Below are 20,852 nucleotides of genomic sequence, written 5' to 3'. Positions count from 1 at the left end.
ACCGTTGAAGCATGATCGAGACCTCGGCACGCCTGCTGCAGCTCCTCTCGCTCCTGCAGCTGCGGCGCGAATGGACCGGCCCGGCCCTGGCCCAACGCATGGACGTCACCGAGCGGACCGTCCGCCGCGACATCGGCAAGTTGCGCACCCTCGGCTACCCCATCAACGCCTCGCCGGGAGTCGCCGGCGGCTACCAGCTCGGAGCGGGTGCGCAGCTACCGCCCCTCCTGCTCGACGACGACGAGGCGCTCGCCGTCGCCATCGGCCTGACCGCGGTCACGGCGAGTCCCGTCTCCGGAGTCGGTGAGGCGTCCGTCCGGGCCCTCACGAAGCTCGAGCAGGTCCTTCCGCCACGGCTCAGGCCGCGCTTCTCGGGGCTGCGCTCCGCGGTGACCCGCATGGCCGCCATCAGCACGCCGGTGAGCCCCGAGGTGCTCACCGCCCTCTCCGCCGCGATCACGGAGCGTCGCTGCGTCGCCTTCCGCTACGACCGCCACGACGGCGAGTCCTCCCGCCGCATCGTCGAGCCGTATCGCCTCGTGGACACGGGGAGGCGCTGGTACCTCGTGGCCTTCGACCGCTCCCGCGAGGACTGGCGCACCTTCCGCGTGGACCGGTGCCAGAGCGTACCGGTGGCGAGGGACCGCTTCGTCGCGCGCCCCCTGCCCGCCGCCGACCTCGCTGCGTACGTGCAGGAGTCCATCACGCGCTCGCCCTACTCCTACGATGCCGTCATCCGCTTCCACGCACCGCTGAGCGAGCTGGAGGCGCGCGTCCCGTCGAACACGGGCACGCTCGAGGCGGACGGCGAGGAGTACACGCTGCTGCGGGCCGGCTTCGACTCCCTCGACTTCCCGCTGGCCTACCTCGCAAGCTGGGACCTCGACTTCGAGGTCCTCGAACCGGCGGAGATGCGCGAGCGCGCCGTCGTCGTCGCCGACCGGTTGCGGCGATCGGCGGGGCCACCGGAGGACGCGCCGGAGACGGAGCACAGCCCTCGGTGAACGCCGGCCTGCGGCTCCATGCGAGCAACTAGACTGGCAGGCAACTATGGCACTGACAATCTCCTACCCCGCGGACCTCCCTGTCTCGGAACGCCGGGCAGACATCATGGCCGCCATCGCGGCCAACCAGGTCACCATCATCGCCGGGGAGACCGGCTCCGGTAAGACGACACAGATCCCCAAGATGTGCCTCGAACTCGGGCTGGCGGAGAACGGACTGATCGGCCACACCCAGCCGCGCCGCCTCGCAGCCCGCACGGTCGCCGAGCGCATCGCGGAGGAACTGCAGGTGCCGCTCGGCGAGGAGGTGGGCTACCAGGTCCGCTTCACCGGGTCGGTGGGCCGCAAGACCAGGATCAAGCTCATGACGGACGGCATCCTGCTGGCCGAGATCCAGCACGACAGGATGCTGCGCAAGTACAGCACGATCATCATCGACGAGGCCCACGAGCGCAGCCTCAACATCGACTTCATCCTCGGCTACCTCCGGCGGATCCTGCCCGAGCGGCCGGACCTCAAGGTCATCATCACCTCGGCCACGATCGACCCCGAGCGGTTCGCCGCTCATTTCGCAGCCGATGCCGCCGTCGAGAACACCTCTCCCGCACCGATCATCCAGGTCTCCGGCCGCACCTACCCCGTCGAGATCCGATACCGGCCGCTCGACCAGCCGCCGGGCGGGCTCGACGACGGCGACGGTGGCGCGGACAGCGAGCTCGAGGAGGAGCGGGATCCGCTCGACGCCGTGTGCGATGCCGTCGACGAACTGTCGATGGAAGCGCCCGGAGACATCCTCGTGTTCTTCTCCGGCGAGCGCGAGATCCGGGATGCCGCCGACGCCCTCCGGGCCAGGATCCAGTCGACCACGCGCCTGCGCGGCACCGAGGTCCTTCCGCTGTTCGCGCGCCTCTCGCTCGAGGAGCAGCACCGTGTCTTCCGTCCGACCGGCAGTCACCGCAGGATCGTGCTCGCGACGAACGTCGCCGAGACCTCGCTGACGGTGCCCGGTATCAAGTACGTGATCGACACGGGCACCGCCCGGATCTCCCGCTACTCCCACCGCACCAAGGTGCAGCGACTGCCCATCGAGCGTGTCTCCCAGGCGTCCGCGAACCAGCGCGCGGGACGCAGCGGGCGTGTCTCGGACGGAATCGCCATCCGCCTCTACTCCGAGGAGGACTACGCGTCGCGCCGCCCGTTCACCGAGCCGGAGATCCTCCGCACCAGCCTCGCCGCGGTCATCCTGCAGATGGCGGCGATGGGCGTCACACGAAGCCCGAAGGACATCGCCGAGTTCCCCTTCGTCGAACCGCCCGAGACGAAGGCGATCAATGACGGCGTCGCACTCCTGCGTGAACTCGGCGCGCTGAAGGACGACGGCGGATTGTCCGCCGTCGGACGCAAACTCGCGCAGCTTCCGGTGGACCCCCGCCTCGGCCGCATGATCGTCGAGGCCGGGGCGCGGGGTTCCGTCAAGGAGGTCATGGTCCTCGCCGCGGCCCTGACCATCCAGGACCCGCGCGAGCGGCCGTCCGCGGACCAGCCGGCGAAGCAGCAGCAGGCCGCGGAGAAGCACAAGCGCTTCGTCGATGAGAATTCGGACTTCACGGCCTACCTCAACCTGTGGCGGTACCTGGAGGAGAAGCAGGACGAGCTGTCCTCGACACAGTTCCGGAAGATGTGCCGCGCCGAGTTCATCAACTACCTGCGCGTGCGGGAGTGGCAGGACCTGTTCCAGCAGCTGCGCCAGCTCGCGAAGCCGCTCGGCATCACCCTGCCGGCCGGGCCCGTGGATCCCGTGGGACTGCACGAGCAGATCCACATCAGCCTGTTGGCGGGCCTGCTCGGCAACATCGGCCTGTACGACCAGCGGAAGCGTGAGTACTCGGGCGCCCGCGGGACGCGCTTCGCCGTCTTCCCCGGATCGGCGCTCTTCAAGAAGTCCCCCGACTGGGTGATGGCCGCCGAACTCGTGGAGACCTCACGCCTCTGGGCGCGCGTAGTCGCGCGCATCGATCCCCTCTGGGCCGAACAGGTGGCGCCGCACCTCGTCAAGCGCTCCTACAGCGAACCCCACTGGTCCCGGAAGATGGGCTCGGTCATGGCGTACGAGAAGGTCACGCTGTACGGCGTGCCGATCGTCCCGCAGCGCCGCATCAATTACGGACGCGTGGACCGTGAGGTCGCCCGCGAACTGTTCATCCGCCATGCCCTCGTGGAGGGCGACTGGAAGACGCACCACACCTTCTTCAGCCGCAACCAGGCGCGGCTGGCCGAAGTGGAGGAGCTCGAGAACCGGCTCCGGCGGCGGGACCTGCGGGTGGACGACGAGACGCTCTTCGAGTTCTACGACCAGCGGATCGGCGCCGAGGTCGTCTCGGAGCGGCACTTCGACTCGTGGTGGAAACAAGCCCGGCACGAGCACCCCGACCTGCTCGACTTCGACCCGGAGCAGCTGCTCAGCGAGGACGCCGCGGAGCTCGACGAGACCGCTTTCCCGAGCACGTGGCGGCAGGCAGGCTTCGAGCTGCCGCTCACCTACGAGTTCTCGCCCCTCACGCCGGGAGCCCATGACGGCGTCACCGTCACCATTCCGGTGCTGTTCCTCAATCAGCTCGCTCCGAAGCCCTTCCGCTGGCAGATCCCGGGCCAGCGGGTGGAGCTGGTGACGGCCCTCATCAAGTCCCTGCCGAAGCAGGTGCGGAAGAACTTCGTGCCGGCTCCCGATGTCGCACGGACCGCCGTCGCCGCCCTCGCCGCGGACTTCGATCCCGAGCAGGATGATCTCGAAGCGTCGCTCGAGCTCGCCCTGCGCCGCTTGCGGGGCCACATCGTCCCGCCCGGATCCTGGAACTGGTCGGCGGTTCCGGCGCACCTGCTCATGATGTTCCGCATCGTCGACGCCGAAGGGCGCGTGCTCGACGAGTCCCGGGACCTCGAATCGCTCAAGGAATCCCTGGCTCCCGCCGTCAGCCGTGCGATCGCGCAATCCCTGGGAGCAACCCCCGGCAGCACCCGGCCATCGGGTGGTCCGGGACGCGGCGGCCGCGGCAGTGGCAGCGGGAGCGCGTCCGGCGGCACCGGCCCCGCCGGACGCGACGATGCCCGCCATTCCTCCTCGCGGGGATCGGGACGGGGTGCCGCGAACGAGACCGCGCCGTCGGGCGATCGGGCGGGTACATCCCCGTCCGCCGGTTCCGCGCCCCGGGGAGGCGTAGCCGTCGCGGAGGCTCCCGCGGTAGCCGAACGCACCGGCGAAAAGGCCTGGGTCTTCGGCACCATCGACCGAGAGGTGTCCCGCACTGTCGCAGGGCACCGCGTGACGGGCTTCCCCGCCGTCGTCGACGAGGGCGTCTCGGTCGGCGTCAGGGTCTTCCCGACAGCCGGCGAACAGGCCACGGTCATGCGGGCCGGGATCATCCGGCTCCTGTCGCTGCGCATACCCAGCCCGGCGAAGTACGTGCTGGAACATCTCAGCAACACCGAGAAGCTCACCTTCAGCCAGAACCCGCACGGCAGCGTCGCCGAGCTCATCCGCGACTGCTCGCTCGCGGCGATCGACAAGCTCGTACCCCAGGACCTGCCGTGGACCGAGGAAGCCTTCAACAGGCTGTACGAGGAGGTCCGTGCTGAGCTGATCGACACCGTGTTCACGGTGACCGCGACGGTGGAGAAGATCCTCGCGAGCACGCGTCGTATCCAGAAACAGCTGAAGGGCACCACGAGCCTCGCCCTGATCACGGCCCTGAACGACATCCGCAGCCAGCTGGAGCACCTGGTGTACCCGGGCTTCGTCGCGGCGACCGGTTACTACCAGCTGGCATCCCTCCCCCGGTACCTGGGGGCCATCGAGGTAAGGCTCGAGAAGCTACCCACGAACGTCCAGCGCGACGGCGTCGGCACGGCAGCGATCCAACGGCTCGAGGACGAGTACGACGACGCCGTTGCGTCCCTCGCAGCCGGCCGGCACCGCCCCGAAGCCCTGACCCGCGTCCGCTGGATGATCGAGGAACTGCGCGTGAGCCTCTTCGCGCAGGACCTGGGCACCGCGTACTCGGTGTCGGAGAAGCGCGTCAGGTCGGCGCTCACCGAGGCCATGGCCTCGGCGCGCTAGCACTCCGGCCCGTGGACGCCGGGCGCTCCTGCGCGGCAATTCCCCCTCAGTCCGGCACGCATGTTCCGTGGCCGGCATCGCGCAGGGCGCCGCGGAGAGTCTCGGCCGTGCGCTCCATGTCCGCGGGATCAGGAGCGTGGTCGACGCGCTTCAGGTCGAAGTCCGCCGGTGACCGGGTGGGCCAGACGTGGACGTGGAAGTGGGGTACCTCGTAGCCCTCGAGCAGGACGCCGACGCGCTTCGCGCCGAAGGCCTCCTCCTGGGCGCGCCCGATGGTCTGTGCAACGGACATGACCTTCGAGAGCATCTCCGGGTCTGCTTCGAGCCAGTGCTCGATCTCGCGCCTGGGTACGACGAGCGTGTGACCCGGCGTGATCGGAGCGATCGTCAGGAAGGCGACCACGTCGTCGTCCCGCCACACGAAACGCCCCGGCACCTCTCCGTTGATGATCTTCGTGAAGAGCGTGGTCATGGGAACTCCTGGGGTCGGTACGGGAGGGACGCTGCCACCAGGGCTGCCCGGTAGCCGGACCTGCCCGCGCAGGGGTGGTGGCAGGGGGCGTCCTGGGTTCATGCTCCGACGCTACCGCGCCCTCCTGCAGCGGGCCAGCACCGCGCCCGCTGCAGGATCGCTGGGCCGCCCGCCAACACGGTGCGCACGGGCCATGCCCACTCCGGTCAGGCTCCGGTCGCCACCGGCAGGCCGTCCGTCGTCGACCACTGGGACCATGAGCCGGGGAACAGCGAGGCGTCGATGCCCGCGATGTCGAGGGCCGCGATCTCATGTGCAGCCGTGATGCCGGATCCGCAGTACACGGCCACCCGGCCCCGGTCCGCGCCGACCTCGCTGAAGCGGCGGCGGAGCTCAGCGGCGGGCCTGAAGCGCCGGTCCTCCCTCAGGTTCTCGGCCGTCGGCGCACTCACTGCGCCGGGTATGTGGCCGGCCTTCGGGTCGATCGGCTCCTGCTCGCCGCGGAAGCGCTCACCGGCCCGCGCATCGAGGAGCACGTCCACCGTCGAGCATTCCAGGAGCTCGGGGATGGAGATCACCGGCATCTGCCCGCTGGCCAGATGGACGTTGCCCACGCAATGTCGCTCCTCCCCGCCCTCGACGGGGAGCCCCGCGGCGCGCCACGCCGTCAGACCTCCGTCGAGGAGGCTGACCGACGTGAACCCGGCGTTGCGCAGCAGCCACCAGAGGCGGGCGGCGGCGAGGTTGCCCGAGTCGTCGTAGGCGACCACGGTGTCGCCGTCGTTGAGCCCCCACTGGCGCGCCGCTTCCTGCAGGGCCTCCGGGTCCGGCAGCGGATGGCGCCCGAGCCCCGGTCCGCCGGTCGCACACAGCTGCGTCTCCATGTCCACGTACACGGCACCGGGTATGTGGGCCGCGCGGTAGTGCTCGTGGCCGTGGGGGTCGCCCAGGGACCAGCGCACATCGAGCAGGATCGTCTGCGCGCCGGAGGTCATCCGGTCCTGCAGTTCCTGCACATCCATCAGAGTCTTCATCGAGATCTCCTGTCGGAATGAGCGACCGGAACGCGGTGGTCACCGCGTCCGGTCCTGATGCAGGTCAGTCCACCACACAGCCGCCTACCCTCCAAGAAGGCCACGCTGCGCACCCGCTCGTTGACCAGGGGAAGCACGACCGTCATCGGGCCCCGAGCCCCACCCACCTCCGCACCGCGGCCCCGAGATGGGACGTTCCCGTCAGACCTCGACGCTCTCGCGCGTCGCGAGATGCCTGAAATCCGTGCCGTACCGTGCGCCCAGCCGGGTGACGTGTCCCTCGACCATCGCGAGACCCGTCTCGTTGAGCAATCCGTCGTGGATCTGGAAAGCGCGGGCAGCGCGGACGGACGTCACGAAATCGACCACCTCCGCCAGCTTCGACCACGGCGCATGCACGGGGACGAGGAGAGTCCCGACGTCAATGCCGTCCGGGACGATGAGCGAGTCACCCGGGTGGTAGACCGAACCGTCGATCAGGAAGCCCACATTGGCGATCATCGGGATCAGCGCGTGGATCAGCGCGTGCTGTCCGCCGAACGTCCGCACGGCGAAACCGGCGACGGTGAACTCCTCGCCGCCGGACACCGCGTGGAGGCGGTTCGCAGCGCCACCACCGAGGGCAGCGCCGACGGTGTCGACGACGCCACGAGGGGCCCACAGCTCGATGCCGGGATTCGTCTGCAGCACGGCGACGACGCGGTCGACGGCGATGTGATCAGGGTGCTCGTGCGTGACCAGGACGGCTCCGGCGCCGGCGAGTGCCTCCTCGACCTCCGAGAACGCCCCCGGGTCGATGACGAGCACGGACCCACCCTGCTCGATGCGCACGCAGGAATGGGAGTACTTGGTCAGCAACATGGGCTCAGACTACTCGCGGCGGCGCTGATAATCTTGACTCTGGTCCAGGGCACCCGAGTGCCCGCGGAAAGGGTATGACATGACGCCTGAGGCGACATCCGAGCCAGCGGCGACGACGGCAGCGGCGACGGCAGGGCCGGGTCCGGCAGAAGGTTCCGGTTCGGAGACGGGACCGGCTGCCCGCAAGGGGCCGGAGCAGCGCGTGACCCGCCAGCGGCGTGCCGTCAGTGCGGCGCTCGACGAACTGGACGACTTCGTCAGCACACAGGAACTCCACCGCGTCCTCCACGACCGCGGCGAGTCCGTCTCGCTCGCAACCACCTACCGGATCCTGCAGTCGATGGCCGATGACGGACTGGTCGACGTCCTGCGGAACGGCGACAACGAGGCCGTCTATCGCCGCTGCGCCGTCGAGCACCACCATCACCACCTGCTGTGCAGGAACTGCGGGAGGGCCGTGGAGATCGAGGCACCCGCCGTCGAGCAGTGGGCCGTCCGCATCGCGGCGGAACACGGATTCACCGACGCCGCCCACACCGTCGAGATCTACGGGCTGTGTCCGGACTGCAGGGCATCCACCGTCGCGTCCTGATCGTCGCGGACTCCACCCGCCGCCCGGGCCCGTTCTCCGGTTCCGGACGGCGCATGATCCTCGGCCGTGACGGAATCAGGCACCATCGTAATCCCGGCGGCACGGACCGGGGGATCGCTGTTCCACCGGCAGACGTTTGCGGTCCATTGGATTAAGCTCGTCACGTGACGTCTCCTGACTGTTCCGATTCCAGCGGGACCCGCACCGGTGCCGGTCCCGGTGCTGACTCCGACCGTGCGGACCACCTCGCCGACCTCGTGGAAGCCGTCCGGCGCTACAGGAACGCGGAGCGTTTCATGCGCGGCCAGAGCAGGGACTCGATGCACCTCGGTCGAACGGATATGGCGGCGCTCCGCCTCATGCTCCGGGCAGGGCAGGCGGGGCGCCCCCTGAGTGCCGCGGCACTCGCCAGGGGGCTCGGGATCTCCTCGGCCGCGACAACGGTCCTCATCGACCGGCTGGAGAAGAGTGGCCACGCCGAGCGTCGCCGCAGCACGACGGACGGCCGTGCCATCGAGATCTGGCCGACGGCCGCGTCGGACGAGGAGGTACGGTCCACCATGGGCGTGATGCATGAGCGGATGATGGCCGTTGCCGCCGCCCTTCCGTCGGAGGACTGCACCACGGTCCACGGATTCCTCGGCAGGCTCGGGCAGGCCATGTCCGCCCTGGAGCTGCCGCACGTCACGCCGGCACCACCGGGCACCTGAAGAACCACCCACGTGGCAGAAGAGCCATAGCGATTACCTAGAGAGCTTGACTACTAGATGGTCTAAACTGTGAGCATGAAGCCTTCGGACGCGCGGCAGGGAGCAGGGTACTGGTACCCGCCGTCGGGAGAAGGCACCGCTGATGACGCCGCTACCGGCGTCGATGTCCTGAACGCCCTGAGGGCCTACCGCAACGTGGAGAGTGACCTGCGCCGTCGCCTCAGCCAGCGGCTCAACATCAACGAGACGGACCTCGGAGCCTTGCGCTACCTTCTCACGGTGTGGCAGCGGGACCAGGGCGCCAGCCCGAAGGACCTCGCCCTGGCCCTCGGCATCTCCAGCGCCTCGACCACCCTCGTCATCGACAGGCTCGAGAAGGCGGACTTCATCCGACGGCGCCGGCACCCGGTGGATCGTCGGGCCGTGATCCTCGAACCCGGGGACAAGGCCACGGACGAGTTCCGCTCCGCCTTCGATATCGAGAAGCGCGGCGTCCTCGCCGCTGCCGACGGCCTGACGAGCGAAGAGACCGAGACGGTCACGCGCTTCCTCCGGAGCATGGAGCAGGCCATCGCAGATGCCGTCGGCCAGCCCGATCGCACGCCCGATCCCTGACGCACCCGTGCTTCCGGGCGGGTTCCCGGCCGGGTTCCTGGGCGGGTTTCGGGGCGAACCCTAGGCGGACGATCCAGCGACGCGGAGGTCCGGTTGTCCGACGGCGTCCACTCGACGCGACCGTCGCCGTGAGCGGCGCGACCCGATCAGGCGGCACGCGAGATAGATGGCGAACGAGATCGTCGTGACATAGGGACTGACGGGGATCCGTCCACCCAGCGCCAGCAGGATCCCTCCGACCACCGACGTGCAGGCGAAGACCACGCTCAGCAGCACCACGAACCCCGGCGCCGAGGTGACCTTCAGGGCCGCCGCGGCCGGCGTGATGAGCAGTGCCAGCACCAGCAGGGCACCGACCACCTGGATGGACAGCGCCACCGAGACCCCGAGCAGCACCATGAAGAGGATCGAGAGCCCCCGGACAGGAACACCGCGCGCCTCCGCCAGATCGGCGTCAGCACTCGCGAAGGTGAGCGGACGCCAGATCGCCGCGAGCGCGATCATCACGACGACGGCACATCCGGCGAGAAGGTTCAGCTGCACATCGTCGACCGAGACGATCTGCCCGGTGAGGAGGCCGAACTTGTTGGCGGCTCGCCCCTCGTAGAGGGCGAGGAAGAGAATCCCCAGCCCGAGGCCGAAGGGCATGACGACGCCGATGACGGAGTTCCGGTCCCGCGCCCGGATCCCCATGACCCCGAGGACGAGTGCCGCCAGGACAGACCCCACCAGGGACCCGGCCACGACGTTGGCGCCGACGAGGAGGGCGAAGGCCGCGCCCGCGAAGGAGAGCTCTGCGATGCCGTGCACGGCGAAGGCGAGATCCCGCATCATGACGAAGGTCCCGATCAATCCGCCCAGCAGCCCGAGCACGGCTCCGGCGATCAGCGAGTTCCGCACGAGGGGCAGGAGCTGCGCATAGTTGTCGAACGTGAAGATGGCGCTGAGGATCTCCTGGAAGTCCATGGTCTAGGCGCTCTCGTGGTGGTGCGTAGTGTCATCCGGCAATCCCACGACGACGATGCGGCCGTTGCTGTGCAGGACCTCGACCGGACTCCTGTACAGGTCCGAGAGCACCTCGCTCGTCATGACGTCCTCCGGGGTCCCGACGCGGAACTCACCGTCGGCCAGGTACAGGACGCGGTCCACGTACTCGATGACGGGGTTGATCTCGTGGGTCACGAAGACGACGGCGCTGTTCTTCTCATGGCACTGGCGGTTGATGAGCGAGCTCACCGCCTGCTGGTGATGGAGATCCAGGGAGAGCAGTGGCTCGTCGCACAGGAGCACGGTGGGATCGGTGGCGAGTGCCTGTGCGGCTCGCAGGCGCTGCTGTTCGCCGCCGGAGAGGAGCCCGACGGGTGCATCCGCGTAGGACTCGGCGCCGACGTCGCGCAGGAGGCCGTCGACGCGCTCGTTGTAGGCCCTGCTCCGCATCCGCAACCCCCACCGGTGCCCGTCGACACCAAGACCCACCAGGTCACGCGCCCGAAGGGGTGTCTCGGGCGGAAAGGACTTCTGCTGCGGGATGTAGCCGAGGGTCCTGCTGCCACGAGCGATGGGCCGACCGTCGACCCGCGCGGTCCCGGAGTCGAGGGCCTGCAGTCCCAGCAGCACCTTGAGGAAACTCGTCTTCCCCGAACCGTTGGGACCCAGGACGGCGAAGAACTCCCCGGGCATGATGTCGAGGTCGAGTCCCTTCCACAGCGTGCGCTTCCCGAAGGAGAGCGCCGCGCCGCGGAGGCTGATGGCCGGCTGTCCCCTACCCTCCTGCGGGTAGGGGACCTGCCGGGGCAACGTCGAGGTCATGCGGAACGGGTTCCAGTCTGTCGTAGTGCGTCATGATGCTGGGTCGTGGTCCTGTGTTGCGGTTCCGGACCGGTCGCCCGGTTCCCGACCGGACCACCACCGCTCTCACTGTTCGAGGGCGGCCTCGATGGTATCCGTGTTGGCCGTCATCCAGGAAACAAAGTCCTCGCCGTCGGGAAGTGTCTCGGTGAAGTCGAGCACCGGAAGGCCTGCGCCGTCGGCGGCTGAGCGTACCGCTTCCGTCTGCGATCCCGCGGTCTGGTCGTTGTAGGCAAGGAAGGCGAGCGTGTCACCGGTGACGAGGGTCTTCATCTCGTCCAGGGCGGCGACGGGGACGTCCGTCTCCTCCTCGACCGCCTCGCTGAACTCCTCCGGGGTGACGTTCTCGAGCCCGGCGGCTTCGAGGAGGTAGACGGGTACGGGCTCGGTCACGGCGACCTGTCCGCCCGGGCCGTCCGCTGCGAGCGCCGCGAGCCGGTCCTCGAGGGGAGCCAGTTCCGCGATGAACGCGTCGGCGCGTTCCCGGTAGTCCTCCGCGTTGGCCTCGTCGAGACGCCCGAGTTCGTCGGCGATGGCGTCGGCCAGGGTTGCCATCGCAGGCAGGCTGTACCAGACGTGTTCGTTCAGCGCTCCGTATCCGTGCCCGTCGTCCTCGCCCGAGTGGCCTCCCGCTTCCTCGGCGTGCTCCTCCGTCGGCTCACCCTCGGCGGTTTCCTCGAGACCGGAGAGTTCGACGGCGTCGAGCACCGTCCCTGCCCCGGTCTCCTCGGCCAGATGCCCGAGGAAGGCGTCGTAGCCGCCCCCGTTCGCGATGACGAGGTCCGCCTCGGACACCGACAGCTTGTCCTGCACCGTGGCCTCGTACGAGTGCGGGTCCTGGCTCAGGCTGTCCACGATGGCTGTGACGTCGACGTCGTCGCCCCCGATGGTCGCTGCGATGTCCCCGTACACATTGGTGGCCGTGACGATCGAGATCGAACTCCCCCCGGCGGTGGAGCCCGCACCCTCGGCCCGCGCGTCGGTCGCACTACCTGCACAGGCGGTGAGCCCGAGGGCAGAGACCGCGAGAAGGGCTGTCACGACGGGACGACGGGAAGCGGGCATGAGGACCTCGATCAGACTGTTGAGAATTGTTTACGTTAGCGAGACGAGCCTATCGTAAACGCGAATCATTCGCATTCAGGTCGCCGGTCGACGATCAGGCGACCGGCGCCTCCGTGCCGTTGACTCCCTCACCGGTCCTCCTGGCTCCCTGATTCTGCGTCGCGTCCCGGATCTCACCGATCAGCTGTTCGATCACATCCTCGAGGAAGAGGACTCCGCGGGTCGATCCGTCGGGCCCGAGGACGCGGGCCACGTGCGAGCCGGTCCGCTGCATCACGGCGAGGGCGTCCTCGATCTCCTCGTTCAGAGGCAGGTTGGCGAGCGTCCGCACCTTGTTCTCCGTGATGGGTTTCCGGTACATCGCCTGCGGCATGGACATGATGTCCTTGAGGTGCATGTATCCGGTGAGGTTGCCGTGCTCGTCCACCATGACGAAACGGGAGAACCCGGTGCGCCCCACCGCCCGCTCGAAATCCTCGGGCGTCGCGTCGGCGCGGACCGTCACGAGCTCGCTCAGCGGGATCATCGTGGTCTCTGCCGTCTGCCCCGAGAACTCGAGTGCGCTCGTGATCAGGCCGGACTCATCGTCCACGAGTCCGCTCTTGGTGGATTCCTCGACGATGGACTGCACCTCCTCCAGCGTGTAGGTCGAGGACACCTCGTCCTTCGGCTCTACCTTCAGCGCGCGCAGGATGTGGTTCGCGGCCCAGTTCAGCGAGGAGATCACAGGATGGACGACCCTCGCGATCATCACCAGCGGAGGTGCCAGAAGAAGCGCGGCCTTGTCCGCCACCGAGACGGAGATGTTCTTCGGCACCATCTCGCCGAACGTCACGTGCAGGAAGGTGACGAGGAGCAGCGCCAGCGCGAAAGCGACACCGTCCGCCAACCCCTCGGGAACTCCGACGGCCTCGAACGGAACCACGAACAGGTGATGGATGGCGGGCTCGGCCACCTGCAGGATCAGGAGCGAGCAGACCGTGATGCCCAGCTGTGAGCAGGCGAGCATGAGGGACACGTGCTCCATCGCCCAGATCGTGGTCCGGGCGCGCTTGGAGCCCGCGTCGGCCAGGGGTTCTATCTGGCTCCGGCGCGCGGACATCACGGCGAACTCGGAAGCGACGAAGAAGGCATTGCCCATCAGGAGGATGACGAGCCAGGCTATTCCTGCCCAATCACTCATCGGTCGTCCTTCCCTACTGCGGTACTGCCCGCGAAAGCCGGCCGGCCGGCGCGCTGCGGGCGGGTTCCCTGGGCCACCGACTGGTGCTCAGGTACGACGGCGCCGTCGGGAGGGCTGTCCCCGCCGTCCGCGCGACCCGTCGGTGCGGGCCGGAAGTGGAGGCGGTCGATCCGGCGTCCGTCCATGCGCTCCACCGTCAGCGTTCCCGCCGGGACCTCGACGACGTCGCCGGGTTCCGCGACGCGACCCAGCTCCGCCAGCATGAAGCCGGCGACGGTCTCGTAGCCCGCCTCGTCCGGAACCACGAGGCCCGGGATCTGCACCGTGACCTCGTCCGGTCGCATGAGACCCGGGAAGTACCAGTCCCCCGCCGCGCTCTGCAGCACGCCGGGCTTGAGCTTGTCGTGCTCGTCCTTGACCTCACCGACGATCTCCTCGACCAGGTCCTCGAGCGTGGCGACACCGGCAGTGCCTCCGTACTCGTCGAGCACGACGGCGAGCTGCAGGTTGGCTTCGCGGAGCTCACTGAGGAGGGAGTCGAGGTGGACGGTCTCGGGCACGCGCAGGACGTCGGTCATGATCGTCCCGGCAGGAAGCTCCGCCCGCTTGTGGCGTGGTACGGCGACGGCTTTCTTGACGTGGACCACGCCGCGGATATCGTCCGCGGAATCGCCGATGAGCGGGAACCGCGAGTAGCCGGTGCGACGGGCGGCTTCCACCACGTCGGCGACCGTCTGGTCCGAATCGATGACCTCCATCCGGATGCGCGGCGTCATGACGTCCGCTGCGGTCCGCTCGGAGAAACTGAAGGTCCGCGCGAGGAACGTGGCCGTGGCCTGGTCGAGCGTGCCCATCTCAGCGGACCGACGGACGAGCGATGACAGCTCGGACGGCGTGCGGGCTCCCGAGATCTCCTCCTTGGCCTCCAGGCCGAAGATGTTCAGGATGCGGTTCGAGAAGCCGTTGAGCACGATGATGGCCGGCTTGAACACGGCTGTGAAGACGAGCTGCGGACGGGCCAGAGCCCTACCCACCCTGAAGGGCAGCGCGATGGAGAGGTTCTTGGGTACTAGCTCGCCGATGAGCATCGACAGGAGGGTCGCCAGGGCCATCGCGATGACGATGGACGACGAGGCCACCAGTGCCTCGGACAGCCCGAGGGAGGTCAGTGGCGCCTCGAGCAAGTGCCCGACGGAAGGCTCCATGACGTAGCCGGTGAGCAGCGTCGTGATGGTGATGCCCAACTGGCAGCTCGAGAGCTGGGTGGACAGGGATTTCAGGCAGCGCAGCAGCGGTTCCGCCCTGGTGTCGCCGTCGTCGACCGCGCGCTGGACGTAGGTCTGGTCGAGCGCTACGAGGGCGAACTCGACGGCCACGAAGAATCCCGTCCCCAGGACGAGGAGCAGGCCGGCAGCCAGGTAGATCCATTCCACCGCTACATCCCCTCCGTCGAGGAGCGGGACGGCGATGGTCCGCGTCTGAGGGGGTCCGCGGCGTCGGCAGGGAGGGCGGCCGCATCCTGGTCGGAGCCGGCGTCGGCCGGGTGTCCCGCATCGGATTCGGGTAGCGGATGGGCAAGAGTGGAGGATACGCCGGCGTCGAGCCGGCCCCTAGAAGGACTGTCCATAAGGAGACCAGTTTACCGGGTGGCGCGTCATCCGCGACACGATCTTCGGCCGGTTACTCCGACAGCGCACCGGGCTCCGGCCCGAGCCGCTCCTACCAGCTCTGCTGGACCGGCCTGCCCTCCTCGTAGCCGGCTGCCGACTGCACACCGACCACCGCACGCTCGCGGAACTCAGCCAGCGACGAAGCGCCCGCGTAGGTCATCGAACTGCGCACCCCGGCGGTGATCAGGTCCAGCAGGTCCTCGACGCCGGGGCGAGCCGGATCGAGGTACATCTTGGAGGCGGAGATACCCTCTTCGAACAGTCCCTTCCGGGCGCGCGCGAACACGTCGTCGCGCCGCGTACGGTTCTGCACGGCGCGGGCGGACGCCATGCCGAAACTCTCCTTGTACCGGCGACCGTTGCTGTCGGTCTGCAGGTCTCCCGGGCTCTCGTACGTGCCGGCGAACCACGAGCCGATCATGACCTGGCTGGCGCCGGCCGCGAGGGCCAGGGCGACGTCGCGCGGGTACCGGACGCCGCCGTCGGCCCAGACATGGGCGCCGAGTTCGGCCGCCGCCTGGGCGCACTCGTGGACCGCGGAGAACTGCGGGCGCCCGACGGCCGTCATCATGCGCGTGGTGCACATGGCGCCCGGGCCCACGCCCACCTTGATGATCGAAGCGCCTGCGGCGACGAGATCGCGTACCCCGTCCGCACTGACCACGTTGCCCGCGACGATCGGGACCTTCGGATCGAGGCCGCGGACGACGGCGAGCGCGTCCAGCATCTTCCGCTGGTGGCCATGCGCGGTGTCCACGACCAGTACGTCGACGCCTGCGTCCAGCAGCGCCCCGGCCTTCGCCTCGACGTCGCCGTTGATACCGACGGCGGCGGCTACGCGGAGCCTGCCGGAAGCATCGAGCGCCGGATCGTAGATCGTCGAGCGCAGGGCACCCGTGCGCGTGATGACCCCCTGGAGGGCACCGTCCCGTACGACCGGCGCCAGGGAACTCCGGGCACCGTCGAGATCCTCGAAGGCCTTCTGCAGCGCGGCGGCGGGATCGTCGTCGAACAGGGAGGCCTCGAAGGCCGCCGGGGCCTGGCGCATCACGGACTCGAGGGAAGCGAAACGGTCCACCTCCTCGCAGTCGCTCGCGTGGACCACTCCCACGCAGGTCCCGCCGTCATCGACCACCAGGACCGCGCCGTGTGCGCGCTTGTGCATGAGGTGCAGCGCATCGATCACGGTCGAACCGGGCTGGAGCTTCAGCGGGGTCTCGAAGATCGGATGGCGGTCCTTGACCCAGGAGGTGACCTCGGCGATGACCTCGACCGGCACATCCTGCGGCAGCACCCCGATGCCGCCGCGGCGCGCGACGGTCTCCACCATGCGGCGCCCGGTCACCGCCGTCATGTTGGAGACGACGAGCGGGATCGTGGTTCCCGTTCCGTCGTCGGAGGACAGATCGACGTCGAACCGGGATATGACCTCGGACGCGGACGGCACGAGGAAGACGTCCGAGTAGGTGAGGTCGGTGGTCGGCGGATTGATGTAGCGCATGGTTCTCCCTGTATCGGCGGCCGGACAGACAGCCGCAAAGAGTCTAATGCGTTCCGGGCGAGGAGCCCGTTCGGTGACCGGCCCGCAGTATCGCACGTCGGCTGCCAGGACGACACGCCTGATTGGATTGTTCGTCAGTCCTGTCACTACACTTGAACAGGGTCCAGACACGGCTTAACGCCTGTCCTGCCGACCGCACCGCGCTCAGGGCAACTTACGGAAGAGGCGTATACCAAGTGCCAGAACAAACCAGCCACCGTCTACCTGAAGAATTCGGCGGGAACGAGTGGCTTGTTGACGAACTCTACGAGCAGTTCCAGAAGGACCGCCACTCCGTCGACAAGAAGTGGTGGGACCTGTTCGATTCGTTCGATGCGGAGAATGCTCCGGCGGAGAACGGCCGGCGCTCGGCAGACAGGCCCGCAGATCCCGCATCAGCCCCCGCGTCCACGACTCCTACCGGACCCGCAGCAAGCGGTCCCACGCCTTCCACGCCTGTCGCCGCGCACCCTCCGACGAAGGAACTCCCCGTCGTGAAGACCGAGGCCCCGGCTCCCAAGGCATCCGGCGAGAGCCCCGCCAGCACGCAGGAGAGCGGCAAGCCCCCTGTTGCGAACGAGCCGGCCAAGAAGCCGGAGACCTCCCGCGAGGAGAAGCCCGCCGGAAAGCCCATCCCGGCGCAGCTCCCGGCCTCGGACCGCAACGCCGAGATGGAGGAGAACAAGGTCAGCGTGCTCCGCGGGCCCGCCAAAGCGATCGCCACCAACATGGAGGCGAGCCTCAGCGTCCCGACCGCGACCAGCGTGCGGGCCATCCCCGCGAAGCTGCTGATCGACAACCGTGTGGTCATCAACAGCAACCTCGCCCGTGCCCGCGGCGGCAAGGTCTCCTTCACCCACCTCATCGGATACGCCATCATCCGCGCGTTGGCCCAGTTCCCCTCGCAGAACGTCTACTACGAGGTCATCGACGGGAAGCCCTCGGCGGTGCAGCCCGCGCACGTGAACTTCGGACTCGCGATCGACATGCCGAAGCCCGACGGCACGCGCTCCCTCGTGGTACCGAACATCAAGAAGGCCGAGACCATGAACTTCTCGGAGTTCTGGCATGCCTACGAGGACCTCGTGAAGAAGGCCCGCGCGGGCAAGCTCGGCGCGGACGACTACGCCGGCACCACGGTGTCCTTGACCAACCCGGGCGGCATCGGTACGGTCCACTCTGTTCCCCGCCTCTCCAAGGGCCAGGCCTGCATCATCGGCGCCGGTGCCCTCGAGTACCCCGCCGAGTTCCAGGGCTCGAGCGAGAAGATCCTCGCGAAGCACGCGATCAGCAAGACGATCACCCTGACGTCGACCTATGACCACCGCGTCATCCAGGGTGCAGGCAGCGGCGAGTTCCTGCGCATCATCCACCAGCTGCTGCTGGGTGAGCAGGGCTTCTACGACGAGATCTTCGAGTCTCTGCGCATCCCCTACGAGCCCGTGCGCTGGAGCGCCGACATCCAGGTCGATCCGATGGACCAGATCAACAAGGTCGCCCGGATCCAGCAGCTCATCCATGCCTACCGCGTGCGCGGCCACCTCATGGCGGACACGAACCCGCTGGAGTACGTCCAGCGCAAGCACGCCGACCTCGACATCCGGACCCACGGGCTCACCCTGTGGGATCTCGACCGCGAGTGGCCCACCGGCGGTTTCGGCGGCCAGCCGATGCTCAAGTTCCGCGACATGCTCGGCGTCCTGCGTGATGCCTACTGCCGCACCACCGGCATCGAATACATGCACCTGCAGGACCCCGTCGAGCGGCAGTGGTTCCAGGACGAGCTCGAGCACCCGTACTCGAAGCCGAGCCGTGAGGAGCAGTTGCGCATCCTGCACAAGCTCAACTCGGCGGAGGCCTTCGAGACGTTCCTGCAGACGAAGTTCGTCGGGCAGAAGCGATTCTCCCTCGAAGGTGGCGAGTCGCTGATCCCGCTGCTCGACGCCGTGATCTCGGGTGCTGCCGACGACGGCCTCGACGAGGTCGCGATCGGCATGGCCCACCGCGGCCGCCTGAACGTCCTGACGAACATCGCCGGCAAGACCTACGCACAGGTCTTCCGCGAGTTCGAGGGCACGCAGGATCCGCGCTCCGTGCAGGGCTCGGGAGACGTCAAGTACCACCTGGGCACCGAGGGCACTTTCACCTCCGACGCCGGGAACGAGACGAAGGTCTATCTCGCTGCCAACCCCTCGCACCTCGAGGCCGTCGACCCCGTCCTGGAGGGCATCGTCCGCGCCAAGCAGGACCTCCTCGACCAGGGCGACAGCTTCCCCGTCCTTCCGATTCTCATCCACGGAGATGCGGCGTTCGCCGGTCAGGGAGTGGTCGCGGAGACGCTGAACCTGTCGCAGCTCCGTGGCTACCGCACGGGCGGCACCATCCACGTGATCGTCAACAACCAGGTGGGCTTCACCACCAGCCCGACGTCGTCGCGCTCCTCCGTGTACTCGACGGACGTCGCGAAGATGGTTCAGGCGCCGGTCTTCCACGTGAACGGCGACGATCCCGAGGCCGTGGTCCGGGTGGCCCAGATGGCCTACCAGTTCCGGCAGCGGTTCAAGAAGGACGTCGTCATCGACATGGTCTGCTACCGCCGTCGCGGGCACAACGAGGGCGACGACCCCTCGATGACGCAGCCGATGATGTACAACCTCATCGAGGCCAAGCGCTCGGTCCGCAAGCTGTACACCGAGGCCCTGATCGGCCGCGGTGACATCACCCAGGAGGAAGCCGAGCAGGCACTGCGCGACTACCAGGAGCGCCTGGAGCGGGTGTTCGCGGAGACGCACGCCGCGCAGACATCTCCCATCCCGATCATCACCAAGGACCCGCAGGCGGTGTCGGACCTCGAGCGTCCCCTCGCGCAGCAGGCCGACGCCGGCGAGACCGGTGCACGTCGAACCGCCATCAGTGCGGAGACCCTCGCGCACATCGGCGCCGCCCACACCTCGATACCGGACGGCTTCACGGTCCACCCCAAGCTCAAGGCCCTGCTCGACAAGCGTGAGCAGATGTCGCGGGAGGGCGGCATCGACTGGGGCTTCGGCGAGATCGCGGCCTTCGGTTCGCTGCTCATGGAGGGTGTCCCCGTGCGGCTGGCAGGCCAGGACTCGCGCCGCGGTACGTTCGTGCAGCGGCATGCGGTCTTCCACGACCGCGCCACCGGCCGTGAATGGCTGCCGCTCGACGGCCTCGCCAAGGACCAGGCGAAGTTCTGGGTCTGGGACTCGTTGCTCAGTGAGTATGCAGCGATGGGCTTCGAATACGGCTACTCGGTGGAGCGGCCCGACGCGCTCGTCATCTGGGAGGCGCAGTTCGGGGACTTCGTCAACGGCGCCCAGACGATCATCGACGAGTTCATCAGTTCTGCTGAGCAGAAGTGGGGACAGCGTTCCTCCCTCGTGCTGATGCTCCCCCATGGCTACGAAGGGCAGGGACCGGACCATTCGTCGGCGCGGATCGAGCGCTTCCTGCAGATGTGCGCCGAGCAGAACATGGTCGTCGCGAATCCCAGCAGCGCGGCCTCGCACTTCCACCTGCTGCGTCGACACGCGTACAACCGCCCGCGGAAGCCCCTCGTGATCTTCACGCCGAAGCAGCTGCTGCGCCTCAAGGGAGCAGCGAGTGCAGTGGAGGACTTCACCCAGGGTTCGTTCCGCCCTGTCATCCCGGACACGCTCGAGACGCCGGGCAACGACGTCGAACGCTTGATCCTGGTGTCGGGGCGCCTCTACTACGATCTGCTGGCCTCGCGCCAGAAGCTCGACGACGGCAAGACGGCCATCGTCCGCGTGGAGCAGCTCTACCCGCTTCCCCTCGACGAGATCAGGGCGGCTCTCGCGACCTACCCCGGTGCGGAGATCGTCTGGGCGCAGGACGAGCCGGCGAACCAGGGACCGTGGCCGTTCATCGGACTCAACCTCCCGCAGCAGCTCGACAGGCCGGTGCGGCTGGCAAGCCGGCCGGCGTCGGCCTCCACCGCAACAGGCTCGGGAAAGAATCACGCGATCGAGCAGGAACTCCTCATCAAGAGGGCGTTCGGCCGGCACTAGAAAGCCATCAGTATGATGTCAGGTGGGGTCGAGCGCCCCACCTGATGTCTTTAAGGCCCGTCGAGGTTCGGTCCGAGCCCCTACGCGGC

The 20,852-nt window shown here is 68.3% G+C and carries 16 protein-coding genes; 6 read left to right on the top strand and 10 right to left on the bottom strand.

Going from position 1 to position 20,852, the window contains the following annotated elements; genetic code table 11:
• Positions 1 to 11 precede the first annotated feature (11 nt).
• Complete coding sequence (locus RCH21_RS01515; RefSeq protein WP_120147980.1) at positions 12 to 1,004, top strand: helix-turn-helix transcriptional regulator; 993 nt, start codon at positions 12 to 14, stop codon at positions 1,002 to 1,004.
• Between the two features lie 46 nt (positions 1,005 to 1,050).
• Entirely contained in the window at positions 1,051 to 5,118 is a 4,068-nt protein-coding gene (gene hrpA / locus RCH21_RS01510) for an ATP-dependent RNA helicase HrpA (RefSeq protein ID WP_326962913.1), read from the top strand.
• Between the two features lie 46 nt (positions 5,119 to 5,164).
• Here the strand turns inward: hrpA and RCH21_RS01505 are convergent, their stop codons facing one another.
• From RCH21_RS01505 to RCH21_RS01495, 3 genes are all read right to left on the bottom strand, one after another.
• A complete protein-coding gene (locus RCH21_RS01505; protein WP_326962912.1) occupies positions 5,165 to 5,590 on the bottom strand; it encodes an HIT family protein in 426 nt (141 codons plus the stop codon).
• A gap of 206 nt (positions 5,591 to 5,796) precedes the next feature.
• Positions 5,797 to 6,624 carry a sulfurtransferase gene (locus RCH21_RS01500; RefSeq protein WP_326962911.1) on the bottom strand — a complete coding sequence of 276 codons (828 nt, stop codon included), beginning with the start codon at positions 6,622 to 6,624 and terminating at the stop codon, positions 5,797 to 5,799.
• Between the two features lie 201 nt (positions 6,625 to 6,825).
• Complete coding sequence (locus RCH21_RS01495; RefSeq protein WP_326962910.1) at positions 6,826 to 7,485, bottom strand: MBL fold metallo-hydrolase; 660 nt, start codon at positions 7,483 to 7,485, stop codon at positions 6,826 to 6,828.
• A gap of 79 nt (positions 7,486 to 7,564) precedes the next feature.
• On the opposite strand from RCH21_RS01495, the gene RCH21_RS01490 reads away from it, so the two are divergent.
• The 3 genes from RCH21_RS01490 to RCH21_RS01480 all read left to right on the top strand — a co-directional run bounded on the left by RCH21_RS01490 (position 7,565) and on the right by RCH21_RS01480 (position 9,402).
• Positions 7,565 to 8,077, top strand: coding sequence for a Fur family transcriptional regulator (locus RCH21_RS01490; protein WP_326962909.1), 513 nt, complete (start codon positions 7,565 to 7,567; stop codon positions 8,075 to 8,077).
• Positions 8,078 to 8,241: 164 nt separating this feature from the next.
• Positions 8,242 to 8,787 (top strand): MarR family winged helix-turn-helix transcriptional regulator, encoded by a 546-nt coding sequence (locus RCH21_RS01485; protein WP_326962908.1) that lies wholly within the window; start codon positions 8,242 to 8,244, stop codon positions 8,785 to 8,787.
• 75 nt (positions 8,788 to 8,862) lie between these two features.
• The gene (locus RCH21_RS01480; RefSeq protein ID WP_120147987.1) at positions 8,863 to 9,402 is read left to right on the top strand and encodes a MarR family winged helix-turn-helix transcriptional regulator; all 540 of its coding nucleotides are present in this window, start codon (positions 8,863 to 8,865) and stop codon (positions 9,400 to 9,402) included.
• Between the two features lie 60 nt (positions 9,403 to 9,462).
• Here RCH21_RS01480 and RCH21_RS01475 read toward each other — a convergent pair whose 3' ends face one another.
• From RCH21_RS01475 to RCH21_RS01445, 7 genes are all read right to left on the bottom strand, one after another.
• Entirely contained in the window at positions 9,463 to 10,368 is a 906-nt protein-coding gene (locus RCH21_RS01475; protein ID WP_326962907.1) for a metal ABC transporter permease, read from the bottom strand.
• Between the two features lie 3 nt (positions 10,369 to 10,371).
• Positions 10,372 to 11,211, bottom strand: a complete 840-nt coding sequence (locus RCH21_RS01470; RefSeq protein WP_182976878.1) for a metal ABC transporter ATP-binding protein — start codon at positions 11,209 to 11,211, stop codon at positions 10,372 to 10,374.
• 105 nt (positions 11,212 to 11,316) lie between these two features.
• Complete coding sequence (locus RCH21_RS01465; RefSeq protein WP_326962906.1) at positions 11,317 to 12,315, bottom strand: metal ABC transporter solute-binding protein, Zn/Mn family; 999 nt, start codon at positions 12,313 to 12,315, stop codon at positions 11,317 to 11,319.
• A gap of 94 nt (positions 12,316 to 12,409) precedes the next feature.
• Positions 12,410 to 13,498, bottom strand: a complete 1,089-nt coding sequence (locus tag RCH21_RS01460) for a hemolysin family protein (RefSeq protein WP_120147990.1) — start codon at positions 13,496 to 13,498, stop codon at positions 12,410 to 12,412.
• Positions 13,495 to 14,931, bottom strand: a complete 1,437-nt coding sequence (locus RCH21_RS01455; RefSeq protein ID WP_326962905.1) for a hemolysin family protein — start codon at positions 14,929 to 14,931, stop codon at positions 13,495 to 13,497. The genes RCH21_RS01460 and RCH21_RS01455 overlap by 4 nt, the downstream gene beginning before the upstream one ends.
• Before the next feature lie 2 nt (positions 14,932 to 14,933).
• Positions 14,934 to 15,125, bottom strand: a complete 192-nt coding sequence (locus RCH21_RS01450) for a hypothetical protein (RefSeq protein ID WP_326962904.1) — start codon at positions 15,123 to 15,125, stop codon at positions 14,934 to 14,936.
• A 92-nt stretch (positions 15,126 to 15,217) separates the two neighbouring features.
• The gene (locus RCH21_RS01445) at positions 15,218 to 16,669 is read right to left on the bottom strand and encodes a GuaB1 family IMP dehydrogenase-related protein (RefSeq protein ID WP_120147992.1); all 1,452 of its coding nucleotides are present in this window, start codon (positions 16,667 to 16,669) and stop codon (positions 15,218 to 15,220) included.
• Positions 16,670 to 16,905: 236 nt separating this feature from the next.
• Here RCH21_RS01445 and RCH21_RS01440 point away from each other — a divergent pair, with 236 nt between their 5' ends.
• Positions 16,906 to 20,763 (top strand): multifunctional oxoglutarate decarboxylase/oxoglutarate dehydrogenase thiamine pyrophosphate-binding subunit/dihydrolipoyllysine-residue succinyltransferase subunit, encoded by a 3,858-nt coding sequence (locus tag RCH21_RS01440; RefSeq protein WP_326962903.1) that lies wholly within the window; start codon positions 16,906 to 16,908, stop codon positions 20,761 to 20,763.
• Positions 20,764 to 20,852: the final 89 nt, after the last annotated feature.

The organism is Arthrobacter sp. PL16, assembly GCF_035985055.1.
GTDB classification, from domain to species: domain Bacteria; phylum Actinomycetota; class Actinomycetes; order Actinomycetales; family Micrococcaceae; genus Arthrobacter_D; species Arthrobacter_D cheniae.
This window is presented reverse-complemented; position numbering and strand designations above follow the sequence as displayed.

Excerpts from the sequence above, each read along its gene's own strand:
- RCH21_RS01515 (WP_120147980.1), top strand. The coding sequence starts at position 12 with ATGATCGAGACCTCGGCACGCCTGCTGCAGCTCCTCTCGCTCCTGCAG.
- hrpA (WP_326962913.1), top strand. The coding sequence starts at position 1,051 with ATGGCACTGACAATCTCCTACCCCGCGGACCTCCCTGTCTCGGAACGC.
- RCH21_RS01490 (WP_326962909.1), top strand. The coding sequence starts at position 7,565 with ATGACGCCTGAGGCGACATCCGAGCCAGCGGCGACGACGGCAGCGGCG.
- RCH21_RS01505 (WP_326962912.1), bottom strand. The coding sequence starts at position 5,590 with ATGACCACGCTCTTCACGAAGATCATCAACGGAGAGGTGCCGGGGCGT.
- RCH21_RS01475 (WP_326962907.1), bottom strand. The coding sequence starts at position 10,368 with ATGGACTTCCAGGAGATCCTCAGCGCCATCTTCACGTTCGACAACTAT.
- RCH21_RS01500 (WP_326962911.1), bottom strand. The coding sequence starts at position 6,624 with ATGAAGACTCTGATGGATGTGCAGGAACTGCAGGACCGGATGACCTCC.
- RCH21_RS01480 (WP_120147987.1), top strand. The coding sequence starts at position 8,863 with ATGAAGCCTTCGGACGCGCGGCAGGGAGCAGGGTACTGGTACCCGCCG.
- RCH21_RS01460 (WP_120147990.1), bottom strand. The coding sequence starts at position 13,498 with ATGAGTGATTGGGCAGGAATAGCCTGGCTCGTCATCCTCCTGATGGGC.
- RCH21_RS01495 (WP_326962910.1), bottom strand. The coding sequence starts at position 7,485 with ATGTTGCTGACCAAGTACTCCCATTCCTGCGTGCGCATCGAGCAGGGT.
- RCH21_RS01465 (WP_326962906.1), bottom strand. The coding sequence starts at position 12,315 with ATGCCCGCTTCCCGTCGTCCCGTCGTGACAGCCCTTCTCGCGGTCTCT.
- RCH21_RS01450 (WP_326962904.1), bottom strand. The coding sequence starts at position 15,125 with ATGGACAGTCCTTCTAGGGGCCGGCTCGACGCCGGCGTATCCTCCACT.
- RCH21_RS01445 (WP_120147992.1), bottom strand. The coding sequence starts at position 16,669 with ATGCGCTACATCAATCCGCCGACCACCGACCTCACCTACTCGGACGTC.
- RCH21_RS01470 (WP_182976878.1), bottom strand. The coding sequence starts at position 11,211 with ATGACCTCGACGTTGCCCCGGCAGGTCCCCTACCCGCAGGAGGGTAGG.